The organism is Oceaniferula marina, from assembly GCF_013391475.1.
In the GTDB taxonomy this organism is placed as follows: Bacteria; Verrucomicrobiota; Verrucomicrobiia; order Verrucomicrobiales; family Akkermansiaceae; genus Oceaniferula; species Oceaniferula marina.
Genome location: NZ_JACBAZ010000009.1, coordinates 36847 through 55066, shown reverse-complemented (window position 1 = coordinate 55066; position 18220 = coordinate 36847). Strand labels below are relative to the sequence as shown.

Genomic DNA, 18220 nt, shown 5'->3' with positions numbered 1-18220 from the left:
AGAATTATGATGAATATTGCAAATAGAATCGACTGTCTTGGAACGGAAACGGCCTTTGCTGTTTCAGCCGAGGCTGCTGCCTTTGCAGCGAAAGGAAATCATGTCTATCCCTTTCACTTGGGTGACATGAATTTACCCACACCTTCGACGGTGGTTGAAGGCGCGGTGAAAGCCATGCGTGACGGGAAAACCGGTTATTGTCCGAATGCCGGAATTCCACAGCTTCGTGAAGCACTTGCGGAAAATATCAGCAACTCACACGGGGTGAAATACGGGATGGAAAACGTGGCGGTTCAGCCTGGTGGTAAGCCGGTGATCACCAAGTTTATTCAGGCAGTGATGAACCCAGGGGACGAGGTGCTTTACCCCAACCCGGGATACCCGATCTATGAGTCCCAGATTGAATACTATGGTGGCACGGCTCTTCCTTATGGATACAAGGAGAACGAAGGAGGGTTTGCGATTGATATCGATGCCATTGAAAATTCAATCACACCGAAAACCAAGATCCTGATTCTCAACGATCTGCAGAACCCGATTGGTGCAGAAGCCAGCCCTGAAGAGTTCAAGCGCCTTGCCGAAATCGTGCGGGAGCACGATCTGATGGTGCTTTGTGACGAGGCCTACTTCGAGATTCGTTACTCAGGAAAGAGCCAGTCGTTTGTCAGTCTGCCAGGTATGCAGGAGCGCTGTGTGATTCTTTACACCTTCTCCAAGAAGTTTGCGATGACCGGTTGGCGCCTCGGTGCTGCGGTTGGGCCTGAGAATGTCATTTCGGTGATTGCCAAGCTCAACGTCAATGACGAGTCATGCTCGAACCACTTCAACCAGTATGGAGCATTGGACGGATTGACCGGTGACCAGACAGAGGTCATGGGCCTTCTCGATGTGCTGAAAGGCCGCCGTGATGCCGCGATCAATGCTTTGAACCAGATCGAGGGAATTCATTGTGTGACACCCGCATCCACCTTCTATTTGTTCCCGAACGTCACAGGAGCGATGGCGAACAAGGGCTTCACGGATTACGATGTATTCCGTAAGGCTGTGCTTGAAGCGACCGGAGTGTCCTTCTGCACCCGCCTCCACTTTGGACGTCAGCTTGAGGGGGAAACCGAGCGTTACATTCGCTTCGCTTATTCCGGAATCGATATCGACCAGATTGAAGAAGGGATTGGTCGCATGAAGACCTTCCTCGAATCCTAATCGGATCGACAGATTAAATGTTCAAGCCGTCTGCCCGGATCCGGGTGGACGGCTTTTTTTTTGGTGTGCCCGGCAGGGCACACCGCGTTGGTCGGTTTTAGCGGAATGCAGCTGCCTGGGCCTTTGCGAGGCTTGTGATGAACACCAACTCAACATTGGTATAACTATGCCAATGCTCCGTGTTTTTTCTCACGTTGTTTGAGGAGTTTCTTTTGATAGCGACCTTGCACGATATCGACGAGGACCAGGGTGGCGATAACAAAATAGAAGGTGCCTTTGCTCATTTGTTCGACCGGGTGACCCCAGAAACTGAGGTGAGCCATATGACCGCCTTCGGAGAGCAGGAGGATGCCGACGATGAACAGGATAAAGAGCCCGAGGACTTCATAGAGTCTGTTTTTTTGCAGGAAACGAGAAACGGTGTCGGCGAGCAGAACCATGAGAAGACCGCTGATGATGATCGCGGTGACCATGATCCAGGCCACCTTGGTGATCGCCATGGCACTCAGGATGGAATCGAATGAGAAAATCACATTCATCATGACAATCAAAGAGACGGTTTTGGCTACGGATGCCTTTTGTTTTTTCTCGGCGTGCGATTCCTCCAGTGTGAGCATGTGAACCACTTCCTTGACTGCGGTATAGACGATAAACGCTCCGCCGAAGAGGGTGATGGCGGCGGTGAAATTCATGTCGACGTGAAGGGCGTGGCTATCGATGCTGAACCAGGATGCCTGAAAGGAACTCATCATTTTCATCAGGATAAACAGCAGGCAGATCCGTAGGACCACGGCGAGGCCAATTCCCCAGATTCGGACCATGCGTTGTTTGTCTTCCGGTGCACGTTTGGATTCCAGAGAAATGTAGAGCAAGTTGTCAAAACCAAGGACCGCTTGCAGGAGGATGAGCATCAGCAGAGTGAAGAGGTTGGGGAGAATGTCCATGACCGTAGGCATGTATCAGGAAGGAGATGACTTGCCAAGTCCTGACGATCGCGCATGATGGAGGCATGAAGCAGAACCGATTAGGCACCAGTGGTATTGTGGTCAGTGAGATTTGTATGGGAACCATGACCTTTGGTAAACAGGCGGATAAGGAGATGAGCTTCCGGATTCTCGATCAGTCGATCGATGCCGGGATTGATTTTTTTGATACCGCGGAAGTGTATCCGGTACCTCCGACGGTGGAGGAAGCTGGAAGAACCGAGAGCTTGCTCGGAGAGTGGATGAAAGGAAGGGACCGCAATAGTATCATCCTGGCGAGTAAGGTGGCGGGTGCTGCCCACGGATGGTTTAATCCCCCGGTCAGGGGTGGCAAGGCCGCTTTGGATCGTGTCCATATCCGACAGGCCGTGGAGGGGAGTTTGCGTCGTTTGCAGACGGATTATATTGATCTCTATCAGGTGCATTGGCCGGATCACGGGATGCGCCCCGAAGATACACTGGAGGTGTTGGACGAGCTGGTGCAGGAAGGAAAAGTGAGGACAATTGGGATCAGCAACGAGGACAGCTACGGGTTGATGAAGGCCTTGTGGGCCAGTGATGTGTCCGGTTTTGCCCGTTACGATACGATTCAGAATAATTTTTCGGTGATTCATCGTCGCTGCGAGGATGAATTGGCCGAGGTGTGTCGGCGTGAGCAAGTGAGTTTGTTGCCATACAGTCCACTGGCAGGAGGGGTGGTGAGTGGCAAGTACAACGATGGTCAGTTACCTGAGGGTGCTCGGTTCAGTGCATATTTGAAAAATGGGGCTCCGCGCCAACGTCGAATGGCAGAGCGGTTTGTGAATCCGAAGAGTCTGGAAACCACGGCCCGTTTGGTTGAGATTGCCAAGGAGGCAGATATGGATGTGGTGACCTTGGCTACGGCATGGAGTAAGCAGCATGACTATGTGGCCTCCACTATTGTCGGGGTTTCCCATGAAGATCAATTGGCTCCGATTTTTGCAGCCGCGGATCTTGAGTTGTCGGACGAGGTTCTGAAAAAAATTGATGAAGTCAGTGCTGAGCTACTCTATCCGATGGGAACCTTGCTAGGAGCATGAAGTCGCCGAAACAATATCAGTGTCAGCGGGTTCAGGGGCCGTTGAAATTGGATGGGTTTCTATCCGATCCAGCATGGGCTTCGATTCCCTGGACGGATGCCTTTGTAGATATCACCGGTGATCCGGGGTTGAAGCCGAGATTTGAAACCCGGGTGAAAATGGCCTGGGATGACACGTATTTTTACGTCGCAGCCGAGTTGGAAGAACCCCATGTCTGGGGAACCATTACCCGGCAAAATGAGGTGATTTTTCACGACAACGACTTCGAAGTATTTATCGACCCCGACGGTGACGGGCGCAACTACTACGAATTTGAAATGAATGCCTTGGGCACCATCTGGGAGCTGAGTTTACCCGTGCCATACAGTGAAGGTGGAGAGCCCGTGTGGGGCTGCAATTTGCCGGGCTTGATTCGAAAGGTTGGAGTGAGGGGGCGCTTGAATGATCCGAGCGATGAAGACGATGGCTGGTCATTGGAAATTGCTTTTCCTTGGGAAGCCTTGCGGCAATACCATTCCGAAAAACGCACCCCGCCTGAGCCGGGCGATGTGTGGCGGGTGAACTTTTCCCGTGTTCAGTGGCAGCATGAAGTGGTGGATGGCCGCTACGTGCGGGTGCCTCCACATGGGACCGACTTGCCTCAGGGGCTTGACCCCGAGGAGCAGAGTCATCCGGAGGACAACTGGGTGTGGAGTCCCCAGTGGCAGGTCAACATGCATGTGCCCGCGCTATGGGGGGAGGTTATTTTCCAGTCTTAAGCGGGCAACTTGGGACTTTTTTCCCAATGGCTCTCAATGCGGCAATTTCACAGCCTTGTGGTGTGTGCAGTGCCTGCCCCAGAGCGTGAAACAGATCCCTGATCGGGTGCTGGCTACGCCGGTTTTTTTGGTGGCTGCCCGGTGGATATGCTGGTGCCGTGATGATGTCTTTGTTCATGTGGTGAATATGGCACCGATTTAAGAATCAGAACAGATACAGAAAAACAGATTGTTATGTAGTACAGATCGTTTATTTTTATCTGTACTGGTTTTCTCCTGTCAGATCTGTACCTGTGCGGGTAAGGAAGGAGAGTATAGCCTGTAGTTGAAGCCATGATCACATCTGATTCCAGTATACCCATGTATCGCCAAATGGCGGACAATCTTGAGCATTTGATTGATTCGGGAACCTTTCGTGCCGGAGAGAAAATTCCATCGGTTCGCCAGATGAGTAAGGACCACCGGGTCAGCATTTCGACGGTGATGGAAGCCTACGCTTTGCTGGAAGATAGGGGCTGCATCGAAGGCCGTTCGCGGTCCGGATACTATGTCAAAGCCCGTCTCGACGCTTGGGACCGAATCCCCGAATTGCAAGAGCATGAGAATCGCCCGGTGGATGTCTCAAGTGTTTCTATTTTTGAAGCGATGGTGAATGCCGTTCATCGGCCGGAGGTCGTTCCTTTTGGGGCTGCGACGCCCGGGGATCTCGCTTGTCCAAATGCGCGCTTGAGTTCCATTGGGCAAGCATTGGCTAGGAAGCATGGAGCGGCTGCGTATGGATATACGGTGGCACCGGGACGTATGGATGTGAGGGTGCAAATTTCGAAGCGTTGTTTGACCGCGGGTGTGGATGTGGCCCCTTCCGAGATTATCACCACGGTGGGTGCGGTCGAGGCTCTGGAACTGGCCTTGAAGGCGACTACGCGGTGCGGGGATGTGGTGATGGTGGAGACTCCGACGTATTTCGGTTTGTTAGCGATGATCAGGGAGCAGGGGCTGCAGGCGATCGAGGTCCCGATGCACGCTGAAACCGGGGTGGATATCGAAGCTGTTGCGGAATCGTTGCGGACGCACGATGTGAAGGCTTGTCTGGTGCAACCGAATTACCACAATCCGATGGGGAGTGTGATGCCGGATGCCAATAAAAAGGCATTGGTTAAGATGTGCGCTGAAGCAGGCGTGGCCTTGATCGAGGATGACATTAATGCCGAGTTGCATTTTGGTGAAGAACGACCGGTTTCTCTCAAGGCATACGATCGTGAGGGAGGGGTGATCCAGTGCTCGAGTTTTTCCAAGTCCTTGTCACCAGGTTTGCGGGTTGGGTGGATTATTCCAGGGAAATATTATGATCAGGTCAAGGCCTTGAAAACCGGCAAGGTGCAGGCGACCTGCACCTTGTCGGAGATGATAGCAGCGGAGTTTCTGAAGATGGGTGGCTATGACCGGCATTTGAGGCGGGTTCGTACACTCTATCAGAATCAGCTTCAACAGATCCGTCAGGCTGTGTTTGAGCAGTTCCCTGATGGAACCAGAATAACTGCTCCCAGTGGTGGATATTTGTTGTGGGCCGAGCTTCCAACGAGTGTGGATACGGACAAGTTAGCGGTGGAGGCGCTGCAAAAGAACATTTCTATTGTCCCTGGCTCTCTCTGCTCTGCGACGAGTCGCTACGGGCATGCGGTGAGAATCAATTGTGGTCACCCATTGGATGAGCGTTTGGAGGAGGCTCTTCGTGTGTTAGGACGCTTGGCGTCACGATTGCTATAATCCGGCTTGTTTCGAAGTGGGGGTTTCGGGTAGGGTGGAGGAGGATGAAGAAAAAAGGGTATCAATGTTTGGTGTTGGGGCTGATGATGGGTTTGTTATGGCCTGTTGTCATGGGGGAGAATGATGCGGAGGAAAAACGGGCGCCTGTTTCCGGTGGCGTGGATCTTGTGGAAGCGGCGCGCTGGCAGGTGGGGAAGACAACGGGATACAACGGTGCCTATGTGAGTTTATCTTATCCCAATGGAGATGTGCCATTGGCTACGGGGGTGTGTACGGATGTGGTGATTCGGGCAATGCGGCGTGCCAGAAAGATGGATCTGCAGAAGTTGGTGCATCTGGATATGCGGGCGCATTTCTCCAAGTACCCGAACCATTGGGGGCTGAAGAGGACGGATCGGAGCATTGACCACCGACGGGTGCCGAACTTAAAAACCTATTTTGATCGTTGTGGTTGGTCAGTGAAGGTTTCTAAAAACAAGGAGGATTATTTGCCGGGGGATTTGGTTACCTGCACGGTTGCTGGTAAGTTGCCCCATATGATGGTTGTGAGCGACCGAAGAGCGGAGGATGGCACGCCACTGATCATTCATAATATTGGAGCCGGGGTGAAAGAAGAGTCCTTGTTGTTTGAGTTCCCGATCACCGGGCATTTCCGATTGCCTGCTGCGCCTGCCGAGTAGGCTGTCAGGCTCCTACATTAGGTGGATGAGGTGGATTCTCTCGATGATGCCTGCGGCGCTGACAGGATTGTCAGGATTTTCATTTTAAATGATCGTGGTTTGCTCAAAATCTATCGCTACCTTCTAAAAAAATCCTGTCAATCCTCTTCAATCATGTGAATCCTGTCAGTACCGCAGGTTGTGGTGTTTTTGTGCTTGAAGGCTGCGTTTGTGCTTGAAGGCTGCGCTTTTCGGAATGATCTCGCCATCGTGGTTTTTTGGTTGTAGGGTGAAACGACAGTTAGGATGAACGTGTGGTCGAAAATTGGTCTTTGGTGTGGGCACCTGTTGCAGGCGGCCAAGATGTGGTGGCGACATAAACACGCGGATGAAGCTGCAGCTCTGGCTTTTTATTCCTTGATTTCGCTGGTTCCCATTCTTCTGGTTGGGATTTTTATTGCCTCATTTTTTGTCGATGAAAAGGTGGCAACCCAGATTTTGTTATCGGAGGCCCATCACGTGGCGGGCTCGACGGTGGCCAATTACTTTGCCCAGATTTTACGGTCGGATGTGCAGTGGGCGGGGTCGGGTTTTTCTCCGGTGATCGGGATGTTCTTTTTATTTTTTTCAGCCACCAAGGTGATTGCCGAGTTGCGGAAATCGTTGGGTAAGGTGTTTGGCTCTCCCAGAAAAAAGGGAAGAAAGGCGGCGCTGGCGGGATTGATTGGTCGTCTGGCCTCGGCGCTGATGCTGTGCGCTCTCGGTGTGTTTATCGCCAGTGCGGTGATCTTTGAGACCCTGATGGGGGTGCTTGTGGACGAGGTGTTTGATGCCTCCTGGATGATCAAGTTGGCGACGTATATTTCTCCCTTGTTTTCATTTTGTGCGATGACCCTGCTCTCGGCGGTGGCCATGCGCTGGTTGCCAGCGCGTCCACCGAAGTTCAGGGAGGCGGTGATCGGAGGGGCGGTGAGTGCGATGATGCTGGTCGGATTAAAAATCGGTCTGGCCAAGTTTTTGAAGCATTCGGATTTCGGGAGTTTTTACGGTAGTGCCGTGACTCTGGTGTTGGTGTTATTCTGGATTTATTTTGCGATGCAGGTGTTTTTGTATGGTGCGGAACTGGCTGCGGAGTTGGCGATGAAGCGCAGGGCGAAGGAGTCACCGGATGAAGAAGACGATCCTGAGGGTTTGTTGCCAGAAGCGGACCAGAATACACGTAATGAAAAATCATATGTTGAATCAGAAAAACAAGCCATGGATGATGATGAGGGCGAGACTATGCATAGGCATGCTGGCGTTGGTGACCGTGACGCTGACAGCGAAGGGGCAGGCGGTTAACACTCCCGATGCCGAGGGGCGGGTTTTACACCAGGCTCTGGTGGATCGGGTTAAAAAAGCAAAGCCATTCCGGGTTTTGTTTGTCGGAAACAGTTACAGTTTTAAAATTCCCAAGCAGTTTGCAAAAATTGCCGAAGCTGAGGGTCGGAATGTGGAGGTGAGTCAAGTGACCAAAGGTGGCTGGACGATGAAAAGACATGCCAAATCAGAAGAGACCTTGGGCCGGATTGGCAAGGGGAACTGGGATGTGGTGGTGCTACAGGAGCAGAGCCAAATCCCTTCTTTCGAAGAACAGCAGAGGAAAAAGCTGATGGACCCGGCTGTAAAGTCTCTGGTGAAAGCGATCCGTGATGCGGATGCGATTCCGGTCCTGTTTTTGACATGGGGGCGGAAGGATGGTGATAAGGCCAATGCCAAGATGTTTCCCAGTGATAGCTATCAGGCGATGCAGCAACGATTGCAGCATGGCTATCGGCAGGCTGCCAAAGCCGGTGGAGGCGTGTGGGTGGTTCCGGTCGGGGAGGTCTGGTCCCGGGTGCGGAAGGCGGGGGATGACGTTGGTTTGTATGCCAAGGATGGGAGCCATCCGGCCGCCGCTGGCAACTTTCTAGGCGCCTGTGTGTTTTATAGTGCTTTTTATGACCAAGAAGTCAAACAGACGCAATCCAAGGTTCCCAAGGCGAAGGCGTTGAAGCAGGCGGCAGCTTCGGTTCGATTGAGCGCTGCAGGTGATAAGTAGGTTTGATGTAGACCCAAAAAGCCCGGACAACATTATGAAGTTATCCGGGCTTTATAAAAGCTGGAGCGGGTGAACGGATTGCCTTCGCTTCGCCCGAGTGCCATCTGCCCGCTCATGTGTGTGTCCATAGCAGTGCAGGTGGCACGTAGCCAGCTAGTGAAATTCTCCGGTGCTCGTATGTCTTTGCCATGTTCACCTCATGGATCATTCTATCGTGGCAGGGTTAAAATCGGGTTAACAGAATATTTATTACCGAGCGGTAATAATTTTTGTGATATGACCTCAGAGGGTCACTTTATTCCCGAACGGTAATAAAGTGTTGAATTAATCGTGTTTAAGCGATAGTATTCCCGAGCGGTAATAAAAAACGAGATAACCATGAAACCTGAAGATATCGGCCAAGTGATTCGGAAAACCCGGAAAGCTCTTAAACTTACTCAGTCTGACCTCGCCCTGGCATCGGGCACGGCAACACGATTTATTTCTGATCTAGAGAATGGCAAGCCTAGTTGTCACCTTGGAAAAACCCTATCGGTTTTGAGCGCACTGGGCATTCACATTGATCTTACACTTCCCACGGAAAGCCACTAACCATGAGCAAACAACTTGATGTTTACCTTCATGACTCGCTTGCGGGTCAGCTAGAACAGGACAAGCATGGGAGGATTTCCTTTGCCTATGACCCGTCATGGCTGAACCAACCGAACAGCGTGCCGCTTTCCCACTCCCTGCCACTTCGGGCAGAGCGTTATCAGGGAAAGGAATGTCAGGGCTTTTTTGCCGGAGTGTTACCTGAAGAGCAAAATCGTGAGATTATCGCTTCCATTTTAGGCATCAGTGCCCGCAACGATTTTGCTCTACTGGAGCAAATCGGTGGAGAGTGCGCTGGAGCCGTGACTTTTATTCCTGCCGGATTGACCTTGCCAGTGAGCAAGCCCGAATACCGTCTCCTTGGTGAAGCGGAGCTTGCCGAAATCCTCCGAGAGTTACCTCATCGGCCCCTGATGGCGGGAAGCAAGGATATCAGGCTTTCCCTTGCCGGAGCGCAAAACAAACTCGCCGTCTATGTCGAGAATGGGAAAATTTCCCTTCCTCTTCATAATGCTCCCAGCACCCATATTTTGAAGCCAGCCAGTCTAGGGGGGGCGAGATTCGAAGGCTTGGTGCAAAATGAGGCATTTTGCATGGAGCTTGCCGCCATGGCGGGCCTGCCCACTGCCAAGGTTTCTATCGGTCAGTGTGAGGATATTGAATATTTATTGGCGGAGCGATACGACCGCCACACAGATCAAGGAGGCCAACTGATCCGATTACATCAGGAGGATTGCTGTCAGGCCCTTGGACTGCCTCCTCACATGAAATATCAAAATGAGGGAGGCCCGTCACTGGCACAATGTTTCGATTTGGTCAGGGAGGTTTCCAGCACTCCCGCACCGGATATTTTGAATCTGCTCGATGCCGTGACCTTTAATTTCCTGATCGGTAATAACGATGCCCACGGTAAGAATTTCTCTTTTCTTTATGAGTCAAAATCCGGGCGGCATACCGCCCGTTTGGCCCCTTTGTATGATCTGGTATCGACCAGCCATTACCCTGAATTATCACCCAATATGGCGATGAAAATCGGCAGCAGATATGCATCGCATCAGCTTAGGCTACGACACTGGCAAACTTTGTGGCAAGCGGCCAAAGTTTCCGAAAATGCAGCTCAAAAACGCACGCTCCGTTTTGCCGAGAAACTGAGCAAGCTACTCGCCGCTCAAGTGGTCGATGACCCGATACAACAGGAGATCTCCAAGGCTACGGTAGCTAAGGCCAGGCGTCTTGTTTCATCACTTTCCTGAAGTCGCGGGAGCGTCAAACGGGGAGCATCTGAGGGTCAGCTATCCTCGATGCAGCGCCATCATTTCCCCCTGGAGCGGTATTTACGCTCATGAGTGTCACGTTCATGGTCGTCCCCAGTTGAGGTCTTTTTTGACCCTTTTTGGAACCCTCGGTTCGCAGAAGCACCCGACCCTTATTTACGATGACCCTATCGCCGTGCGCTTGCTGTCAAGGGCTGGCCCGCGCCAGTGGCTTCGCCACCCGTGTTGCTCCATGACAGCTGCGCTTAACCCAACTCCTTAACGATTGAAAAAAATGCCTTGTCCCCAAACTTTGGTGTAGACCCTGGAATTGCGACACCTAGACACGAAGAAGGGCTTAGGATTTCTCCTAAGCCCTTGAAAATCAATGGAGCGGGTGAACGGATTGCCTTCGCTTCGCTCAGGCTGTGCGAAGGTGCAAGATTCCGATGGAATCTTGGGGCGCCAGGATGCCGTGGCGCACGGCACTGCGTCGTGCACTCGAACGGTGTTCTCATCCTCTGTGTCTGGACGCAAAAAAGCCCGGACAACATTATGAAGTTATCCGGGCTTTATGAAAGCTGGAGCGGGTGAACGGATTCGAACCGTCGACATCGACCTTGGCAAGGTCGCGCTCTACCACTGAGCTACACCCGCGATTGGTGTATTGCGTTCGCTTGGCCCTCGATTGAGGTTGGTGCCTCGCTTGCGCGGGGGCTTATTTACACGGAGATCGGTTGCAGGCAAGGTTTTTTTGGAAAAAAGTTGAGCTTTTCCAGATTATGTCGGTCTTTGCCGAGGTGCAGGCCTGTGGCTGGCTCAATATTCGGTGGTTGCGTGTCTGACGCAATTGAAACTTGAATCTTCGAGGACCCGCATTACAAAGCTGCGCATGGACATTCTCAGCGAGATTATGGAGCAGAAGCTTCGTGAGGTGGAGGCGGTTTTGCCTCAACTGGAGAAATACCGAGCCGCAGCGCTTGAACGAAACGACTTCGGAGGCTTTCGGGCTGCGCTGGACCGCGGTCCGGATCGTTTGGGGATTATTGCCGAAGTCAAACATGCATCGCCGTCGGCCGGAGTGATTGACCCCCATTTTGATCCTCTGAAACAGGCTCGGATGTATCTTGACGGCGGGGCCAGCTGTATGTCCGTCTTGACGGACCAAAACTATTTCAAAGGTTCGTTGTCGGATCTGACCAAGATTTCTCCGATTTCCAATATTCCATTGTTACGGAAGGATTTCATCCGGCACGAGGTGCAGATTTATGAAGCGATCATTGCCGGGGCGGATGCGATCCTGTTGATTGTTGCAGCTCTGGATGATGAGGCTTTGCATCGCTTGTATCAGGCGGCCCGCGATTTTCAGTTGGATGTTCTGGTTGAGGTGCACGACTTGGCGGAGATGGAGCGGGCGCTCGATTTGGGGGCGGATTTGATTGGGATTAACAATCGCAACCTGAAGACATTCAAAACCGATCTGGCAACCACGGAGCGTCTGGCGGATGAGGCTGGGGAGGATGTTCTCCTGGTGAGTGAATCCGGGATCAAGGATGCCCGGGATTGTGTTCGGGTGCTCGAAGCCGGAGCGAATGCCATTCTGGTCGGTGAAACCCTGATGCGGGCCAATAATCCGGCTGAAACCATGCAGCAGTGGCTGGACTTGAGGGTTTGATCATGGCTGGAGATGAGGCGTGGTGAAAACCCAAGGCCTTTTTTCTGACGAAACCTCTTTTCTCGCTGCGCTTGCTCTTTACGGGCTTTTTGGATTTGAACTTGAATCCGCAGAAACATCTCTGCATTAATAGGACAGGACGATTTGGGGTGAGACATAAGGTGAACATCTTGTGTTTTTCATCTGAAGTGATGTCCCATTGTAAAGGACTATGAGAAAAATCATCAAACTCCCCAAAAAAACGTCACTGGACTATGAAAGGCCGGTTCAGGATTTGCCGGAGGATTATGATGAACCTCAGAGCGAGGAGTTGAGTGATGAGGATCAGGTGTCGCGCTATTTAAAAAAGGGAAAGTTTTACAAAAACCTCAAAGAAGAGGAGAAAGAGGAAATTCTGGCCCAGATCCGGGCAGACGAAGAAGAGGATGAGGGCGAATCGGAGGTTGTTGAGCCTAGCCCGGCTAAGAAGGTTGGTCATCTGGCATGGATGATGGGTGCCTTTTCTTCAAAGGGCGCTGATGAGAAATCAGGGACAGATCCTGAAAAGCTGGTGACCCGACAGGTTCCCTCAAAAAAGAAAAAGGGAAACAAGAGCCTGCGGGCTGAGGGCACTCGTGAGCAGCAACAGCGCTCAGAGCGATTGAAAAATCTCAAGCTGAGCGCCCCGAAGCCAAATCTCTCTCAAATTTTGGACAAAGAGGAGATGCTCAGTGATGATGTGGAAGATCGCTGGGAGGAGCAACGGTTTGTGGTTCCGATGGGATGGTTTGTGTTGTTGGGAATCGCTATCTGTGCGGTCGGGATATGGGCTGTGTATGGTGTGTTCCAGGCGGAGACGTCGCCAGAGCAAAGCAATGCCGCCAAACATGCCATTGCCCTCGCCAAGGAACAAGACGATCTGGAGGCCCGTGAGACGCTTGAAGCCATGCAGGAGTGTGTGACCTCGTATTTGGCAGCTGGCAGTGTGGATGCGATGCTACCCTGGGTCAGGCATCCGGATCGGGTTGGGCCACTGATGCGCGATTATTATCGGACCCATAAGCGGTGGAGGACACGCTTTGACCGCTTTGAGCGGATTCGTTCGGTGAGCTTTGGGAAGCGGCCGTTTGTGTATGTTCAGGCAGTGGTTGAGAAGGGGAAACCGAGGCATTTGTTTCTAGAGCAAGTGGCCCCTGCCCGGTTTTTGGTCGATTGGGAAAGTGAGGTGATTTACCAGCCGATGGCGTGGAAGGAATATGTAAAAAAGCGGCCGCTGACTCCGATGCATATGCGGGTCCGGGTGCAGAAGGATGATTTTTACACTCACGCTTTTCGTGACCGCACCCGTTATCAATGTTATAAACTGACGTCTTTGGGTTCGGATGATTATTTGTTTGGTTATATCGAACGGGGGTCAGATCTTGAAGAGCGGATGGAGTCCTTTCTGATGCGTCTGGCCGGCAAGACCGAAGATCAGAAACTGATGGGTGAAAGCGAGACGGATGAGGAGGATACCGAAGAGGATGAGGAGGATCTGCTTGCCGCGATTGATATTGATTTGAGTTTGGACGCAGAACCGGAGCTTGAAGAGGAAAAACCGGAAGCGATGATTTTGAGTCTGCGTTTTTTGCGCGATGATGAATCGAAACGCGGAGTGCTGATTGATGCCTTGGTATCAGAAAGGTGGTTGTATGCCGACCCGCCAGAGTCTCCCTGATTTGTTATGTGTGCCATCTTTGGTTTGGTAACGGCGGCTGGTGATGCCGAGGAACTCCTTGCCCGGATGGGGCAGGCGATGCAGCACCGCGGTCCTGACGGCGAAGGTGAGTATCATCATGGAGCGGTGCATTTGGGTTTCAGGCGTTTGGCGATTCTTGATCGGCAGCATGGTGATCAGCCGATGTTCAGTCCGGATGGTAGGGTTCGGGTGGTTTGTAATGGTGAAATCTACAACCATCGTGAATTGCGCGAGGAGTTGGAATTGTTGGGCTGTGTGTTTCATACCTCCTGTGATTGTGAGGTGTTACCCCAGGCATGGCAGGTTTGGGGTGAGGGGATGCTTGATCGCCTCAATGGCATGTTTGCCTTGGTTGTTGATGATGCCGATAGGGACTGTTTGTTTATTGCTCGGGATCGTTGTGGTCAAAAGCCCCTTTACTACAGTGAGCAGGATGGAATGTTTCGCTTTGCATCCGAGATTCGGGGGCTGATCGCGTCCGGTGTCAAGGGGGAGCCTCACCCCGGGGTGTTGGAGGATTACCTTCGGCTACGTTACGTGCCGGAACCCCTTACTTTTTTTAAGGATGTGTTTACGCTTCCTGCAGGTCATTGTATGCGGGTTTTATCTGACGGTTCTGTTAGTGGGCTGCGCAGGTGGTGGAGTGTTCCTGGGCCGGAACGTTTTGACGGAACACCAGAGCAAGCCGTGGATTTGTTGGATCAGGTGACGAGGCGGGCGGTGGAGCGCACCTTGTTGAGCGATGAGCCGGTGGCTGCGTATTTGAGCGCCGGAGTGGACTCATCGTTGTTAGCTTCTTATATTAAGGAGTTAGGTGGAGATGTCAGGACCGTTTCGATCGGCTTTGGTGCTGCCAGTGATGAGTCTGACGATGCAGAGGCCTTTGCCGGGTTTCTTGGGTTTTCGCATGAGCGGGTGTTGTGCTCAGCTGGTGATTTGGTCGAGCTTCCACGGGTCGTGAGGCAGATGGAACGGCCAGTGGGTGACGCCTTGGTATTGGCATTTGATCGCTTGGCGTCTCATACGGCATCGATGGGTTGTAAGGTCGCGATTGGTGGTGAAGGTGCGGATGAATTGTTTGCCGGGTATTCATTTCATTCGACGATGCTTGCCGCTGATCGGTTGGGTGGCTTGGGGCGTCAAACCGCAGCTGGGGTTTTGGCTTATGCTCCATCGTGGGTGTTGAATCGTCTCGCCCGCTTTCCCGCAGACATCGGATCGGAGGGACGGCAGAAAGTTGTGCGATACCTGCGTGGTTTCGATGCGCTTACCGTTGAGCAAAAAGGTGTAAATTTGAGATCGTTGTTTGAATCTGACGAGCTCAGTGACTTGTTGCTTGCGGAGCGCGCTGATACAGGTGCTGTTCGCCGACAGGTGGGTGAGTGTGATTTGTTGGATGATCACCTACGGTATCAATTTTCCGATTGGCTACAGGACTGGGCGATCATTCGTCAGGAGAAAAATTCGATGGCCCATTCCCTGGAGTATCGTATGCCCTTTCTTGATCATGAGCTGATAGAGTTGGCTTTTTCTTTACCGAATGATTGGAAGTTACATGGGCGTCAGGATAAGTGGATTTGGCGGCAGCTGGCGGCACGCAAGCTGCCGGAATTGGTGTCGCGGCGGCAGAAGCAGCCCTTTTATTTTCCCTTGGAAACGTATGCTTCCTCTGAGCTGTTCCGTGGCTTTGTGGATGATTGTTTGTCGGAGCAGGCAGTGAAGCAGCGTGGCTACTTTTCCTGGGGAGCCGTGCAGGGCTTAAAACAATCTGCGGATGCGGGTGGGTTTCTTCCGTTGAAAAAAATCATGTCATTGGTGATTCTTGAGTTGTGGCATCGCGAGTTCGTCGACTAGTTTCAAGCTTGATTAGATGATCAGACAATTACGGCAACTTGAGAGCATGAAGCAGCCGATCCGCGTCGGTTTGGCCGGGGCGGGTTGCATGGGTATGGGGATTGCCAGGCAGATTGCCCGGACTCCGGGCATGCACTTGTCCTGGGTGGCGGATACGGACTTGGCATCAGCCGAGATGGCGGCCTCATTTGATTCGTCATGTCGCGCCGGGGTGTCCGTTGATCAGATGTTTGACCGGGAACCGGTTGATGCTTTTGTGGAATCGACGAATACCATCGGGCCTGCACTGGATTATTGTTTGCGTGCGATTGAGGAGCGGGCGCATCTGGTATTGATGAATGCGGAAGTTGATTTGGCTTTTGGACCGGAGTTGTTGGCTGCGTCAGATCAGCAAGGTGTGATGATGACCAGTGATGCTGGGGATCAACACGGGGTGCTGGCATCGATGATTCATGAAATTGAGTTGTGGGGATTTGATATTGTGCAAGCGGGAAACATCAAAGGTTTTTTGAATCGATATGCGACTGCTGAGGATTTGATGGGAGAGGCGGCCAAACGAAATTTAAACCCGATCCAGTGTTGTGCTTATACCGATGGGACAAAGCTCAATATCGAGATGGCGGTTCTAGCGAATGCCATGGGTTATGTTCCTGTAAGAGAGGGGATGTCAGGCCCCAGAGCTTCACGGGTCGAGCAGGCATTGGATTTGTTTGATTTTTCCAAATATCCTTCGCTGGGGGTGGTGGATTACCTGTTGGGGGCCGAACCAGGTGGTGGGGTGTATGTGATTGGTCGCTGCGGGGATGAAGTGCAGATCCCCTATCTGAGTTATTATAAACTCGGGGATGGACCGTATTACTTGTTTTACCGGCCTTACCACTTGTGTCATTTGGAGACCCCGGGTGCCATTGCCAGGGTGGTGCTGGGACAGGACGCGGTGTTACAGCCTTGGGCCGGACGCGTAACCGAGGTCTACGCTCGGGCAAAATGTGATTTACCTGCCGGCACGAAGATTGAACATGCCATCGGTGGTGATGCTTTTTATGGTATGATCGACTGTTGCTCTCCTGCGCGGGTTCCGATCGCTTTGTTGGAGTGTGAACCCGGGGGGCAGAAGCCAATCTTGGCCAGGGGTTTACAAAAAGATGAACCCTTGCATTGGGAGGATGTGGAAATGCCATCCGGTCACTTGGGGGACCGCCTCGCTCATCTACAGGCAGAGTTATGAATACCACGAAGGTAAATGAAAAGCAGGTGGTGGTCCTGGGGGCCGGGGTGTGTGGTTTATACGCGGCCTTAACCTTACTCCGCCGTGGCTATCAGGTGACTGTGATAGAAAAGGAATCGGTCCCCGGGGGCTTGGCAGCAGGACATCAGCGTGCAGGGAACCACTATGACCTTGGCGTGCATATGCTGCATGCCTTTGATCAGGAGATCTTTGACGATTGTGCTGCTGCGATGGGGGACGAGCGGATTGAGGTTCCGCTGGACGCTCGCATCAAGTGGGCCGGTTCGCATTACCATTACCCGCTTCGTGGTCGGGATATTTTGCGAGGGATTCCACCATGGACGCTTGCCCGTTGTTTGCTTGGTTTGTTTTTTGCGGAGTTGAGGAGTCGCATCGGCCCCAGAGACGATCAGGATGCCGAGGAGGCGCTGATCTCCCTGTATGGCGTGCCTTTGTATGAATTTTTCTTTGAAGACTTCACCCACCGCTACTGGGAGATCCATCCGCGCGAGCTGTCCGCTGAATTTATTCGGAGTAAAATGCCGCGCCTGTCTGCGGTTGACGTGGTAAAAAACCTGCTGCAAAAATTACGTCTGTCCCGCTCACGGCCCAGCGTGGAAGGAGCCTTGCGCTTTGAAACTTTACATTATTCAGCGAGTGGAGCTGAAACGTTGCCCAGATGTCTGGCCGGGGAAGTCGAGCGATTAGGGGGGACATTGCATTTGCAGGCAGAGGTTTCGGAGCTGCACCTCCGTAAGGACATGGTTGAGGCCGTGGCTTGGCTGGATGCCGATGGGGTGAGGCACGAGCTTGCTTGCAGCCACTGTTTGTCCACCCTTCCCTTGCCCACCTTGCTTCGGGCGATAGGGGCGGGTGTTCCGGCGGATGTGAGTCAGTCGGTGGCACGGCTTCGCTACAAGCCGATTGCCATTTATGGATTACTCGTCAAGAAGCGTCGTTGCATGGAGGCTCTATACACTTATTACCGTGATTGTGTGTTTCACCGGGTAGGAGAGCCTGCGAATGCGGGGCTTCGTGTTACCCCTGATGGACACACGGTGTTGATTGTGGAAACAACCTGCGAAATGGGTGATGCCAAGTGGTCGGGGGAAGAGGGCTTTTATCAGCAGGTGTTGGAGGATCTCGCGGCAGAGGAACTCTGCCAGCCTGATGAGGTGGTTGAGTGTCACCTATTACGATCACCCTATGGATACCCGGTGTTCACCAAAGGTTTTGAATCAAATTTGCAGCTCGTTCAGGAGTACCTTGAGCAGTTCTCCAATCTACGATCCTGTGGACGTCAGGGGGGATTTACCTACCCGAACATGCACCGGGCAATGCGGATGGGGGCTGATTCCGCGCTTGACCTGATTGCGTGTCCCTCGTCATAG

Annotated in this window: 16 protein-coding genes and 1 tRNA gene; 14 read left to right on the top strand and 3 right to left on the bottom strand. The window is 52.5% G+C overall.

Annotated elements, in window-relative coordinates; translation table 11 throughout:
• Positions 1–6 precede the first annotated feature (6 nt).
• Positions 7–1203 carry a pyridoxal phosphate-dependent aminotransferase gene (locus tag HW115_RS16835; RefSeq protein ID WP_227021610.1) on the top strand — a complete coding sequence of 399 codons (1197 nt, stop codon included), beginning with the start codon at positions 7–9 and terminating at the stop codon, positions 1201–1203.
• A gap of 164 nt (positions 1204–1367) precedes the next feature.
• Here HW115_RS16835 and HW115_RS16830 read toward each other — a convergent pair whose 3' ends face one another.
• Complete coding sequence (locus HW115_RS16830; protein ID WP_178934124.1) at positions 1368–2147, bottom strand: TerC family protein; 780 nt, start codon at positions 2145–2147, stop codon at positions 1368–1370.
• A gap of 65 nt (positions 2148–2212) precedes the next feature.
• Between HW115_RS16830 and HW115_RS16825 the strand changes: the two genes are divergently transcribed.
• Positions 2213–3247, top strand: a complete 1035-nt coding sequence (locus HW115_RS16825; RefSeq protein ID WP_178934123.1) for an aldo/keto reductase — start codon at positions 2213–2215, stop codon at positions 3245–3247.
• Positions 3244–4005, top strand: a complete 762-nt coding sequence (locus tag HW115_RS16820) for a carbohydrate-binding family 9-like protein (protein ID WP_178934122.1) — start codon at positions 3244–3246, stop codon at positions 4003–4005. Before HW115_RS16825 ends, HW115_RS16820 begins: the two co-directional genes overlap by 4 nt.
• On the opposite strand, the gene HW115_RS16815 is transcribed toward HW115_RS16820, so the two are convergent.
• A complete protein-coding gene (locus HW115_RS16815; RefSeq protein WP_178934121.1) occupies positions 3989–4183 on the bottom strand; it encodes a hypothetical protein in 195 nt (64 codons plus the stop codon). The genes HW115_RS16820 and HW115_RS16815 overlap by 17 nt on opposite strands.
• Positions 4184–4338: 155 nt before the next feature.
• Between HW115_RS16815 and HW115_RS16810 the strand changes: the two genes are divergently transcribed.
• The 6 genes from HW115_RS16810 to HW115_RS16785 all read left to right on the top strand — a co-directional run bounded on the left by HW115_RS16810 (position 4339) and on the right by HW115_RS16785 (position 10355).
• Entirely contained in the window at positions 4339–5772 is a 1434-nt protein-coding gene (locus HW115_RS16810) for an aminotransferase-like domain-containing protein (RefSeq protein ID WP_227021609.1), read from the top strand.
• Between the two features lie 83 nt (positions 5773–5855).
• Positions 5856–6452, top strand: a complete 597-nt coding sequence (locus HW115_RS16805) for a DUF1287 domain-containing protein (RefSeq protein WP_227021608.1) — start codon at positions 5856–5858, stop codon at positions 6450–6452.
• A 291-nt stretch (positions 6453–6743) separates the two neighbouring features.
• The gene (locus tag HW115_RS16800) at positions 6744–7772 is read left to right on the top strand and encodes a YihY/virulence factor BrkB family protein (protein ID WP_178934119.1); all 1029 of its coding nucleotides are present in this window, start codon (positions 6744–6746) and stop codon (positions 7770–7772) included.
• Positions 7741–8511, top strand: a complete 771-nt coding sequence (locus HW115_RS16795) for an SGNH/GDSL hydrolase family protein (RefSeq protein WP_178934118.1) — start codon at positions 7741–7743, stop codon at positions 8509–8511. Before HW115_RS16800 ends, HW115_RS16795 begins: the two co-directional genes overlap by 32 nt.
• Positions 8512–8889: 378 nt before the next feature.
• The gene (locus HW115_RS16790) at positions 8890–9102 is read left to right on the top strand and encodes a helix-turn-helix transcriptional regulator (protein ID WP_178934117.1); all 213 of its coding nucleotides are present in this window, start codon (positions 8890–8892) and stop codon (positions 9100–9102) included.
• Between the two features lie 2 nt (positions 9103–9104).
• On the top strand, positions 9105–10355 hold the full coding sequence (locus tag HW115_RS16785) for a type II toxin-antitoxin system HipA family toxin (protein WP_178934116.1): 1251 nt from the start codon (positions 9105–9107) through the stop codon (positions 10353–10355).
• A 582-nt stretch (positions 10356–10937) separates the two neighbouring features.
• On the opposite strand, the gene HW115_RS16780 is transcribed toward HW115_RS16785, so the two are convergent.
• Positions 10938–11012 (bottom strand) — tRNA-Gly (locus HW115_RS16780).
• Positions 11013–11247: 235 nt separating this feature from the next.
• Here HW115_RS16780 and trpC point away from each other — a divergent pair.
• From trpC to HW115_RS16755, 5 genes are all read left to right on the top strand, one after another.
• Complete coding sequence (gene trpC / locus HW115_RS16775; protein WP_178934115.1) at positions 11248–12030, top strand: indole-3-glycerol phosphate synthase TrpC; 783 nt, start codon at positions 11248–11250, stop codon at positions 12028–12030.
• A gap of 211 nt (positions 12031–12241) precedes the next feature.
• The gene (locus tag HW115_RS16770; protein WP_178934114.1) at positions 12242–13726 is read left to right on the top strand and encodes a hypothetical protein; all 1485 of its coding nucleotides are present in this window, start codon (positions 12242–12244) and stop codon (positions 13724–13726) included.
• Between the two features lie 6 nt (positions 13727–13732).
• On the top strand, positions 13733–15601 hold the full coding sequence (gene asnB, locus HW115_RS16765; protein ID WP_178934113.1) for an asparagine synthase (glutamine-hydrolyzing): 1869 nt from the start codon (positions 13733–13735) through the stop codon (positions 15599–15601).
• Positions 15602–15647: 46 nt separating this feature from the next.
• Complete coding sequence (locus tag HW115_RS16760; RefSeq protein ID WP_227021607.1) at positions 15648–16829, top strand: homoserine dehydrogenase; 1182 nt, start codon at positions 15648–15650, stop codon at positions 16827–16829.
• Positions 16826–18220, top strand: coding sequence for an FAD-dependent oxidoreductase (locus tag HW115_RS16755; protein WP_178934111.1), 1395 nt, complete (start codon positions 16826–16828; stop codon positions 18218–18220). Before HW115_RS16760 ends, HW115_RS16755 begins: the two co-directional genes overlap by 4 nt.

Excerpts from the sequence above, each read along its gene's own strand:
- HW115_RS16760 (WP_227021607.1), top strand. The coding sequence starts at position 15,648 with ATGAAGCAGCCGATCCGCGTCGGTTTGGCCGGGGCGGGTTGCATGGGT.
- HW115_RS16770 (WP_178934114.1), top strand. The coding sequence starts at position 12,242 with ATGAGAAAAATCATCAAACTCCCCAAAAAAACGTCACTGGACTATGAA.
- HW115_RS16830 (WP_178934124.1), bottom strand. The coding sequence starts at position 2,147 with ATGGACATTCTCCCCAACCTCTTCACTCTGCTGATGCTCATCCTCCTG.
- HW115_RS16835 (WP_227021610.1), top strand. The coding sequence starts at position 7 with ATGATGAATATTGCAAATAGAATCGACTGTCTTGGAACGGAAACGGCC.
- HW115_RS16810 (WP_227021609.1), top strand. The coding sequence starts at position 4,339 with ATGATCACATCTGATTCCAGTATACCCATGTATCGCCAAATGGCGGAC.
- HW115_RS16755 (WP_178934111.1), top strand. The coding sequence starts at position 16,826 with ATGAATACCACGAAGGTAAATGAAAAGCAGGTGGTGGTCCTGGGGGCC.
- HW115_RS16820 (WP_178934122.1), top strand. The coding sequence starts at position 3,244 with ATGAAGTCGCCGAAACAATATCAGTGTCAGCGGGTTCAGGGGCCGTTG.
- asnB (WP_178934113.1), top strand. The coding sequence starts at position 13,733 with ATGTGTGCCATCTTTGGTTTGGTAACGGCGGCTGGTGATGCCGAGGAA.
- HW115_RS16815 (WP_178934121.1), bottom strand. The coding sequence starts at position 4,183 with ATGAACAAAGACATCATCACGGCACCAGCATATCCACCGGGCAGCCAC.
- HW115_RS16790 (WP_178934117.1), top strand. The coding sequence starts at position 8,890 with ATGAAACCTGAAGATATCGGCCAAGTGATTCGGAAAACCCGGAAAGCT.
- trpC (WP_178934115.1), top strand. The coding sequence starts at position 11,248 with ATGGACATTCTCAGCGAGATTATGGAGCAGAAGCTTCGTGAGGTGGAG.
- HW115_RS16825 (WP_178934123.1), top strand. The coding sequence starts at position 2,213 with ATGAAGCAGAACCGATTAGGCACCAGTGGTATTGTGGTCAGTGAGATT.
- HW115_RS16805 (WP_227021608.1), top strand. The coding sequence starts at position 5,856 with ATGATGGGTTTGTTATGGCCTGTTGTCATGGGGGAGAATGATGCGGAG.
- HW115_RS16785 (WP_178934116.1), top strand. The coding sequence starts at position 9,105 with ATGAGCAAACAACTTGATGTTTACCTTCATGACTCGCTTGCGGGTCAG.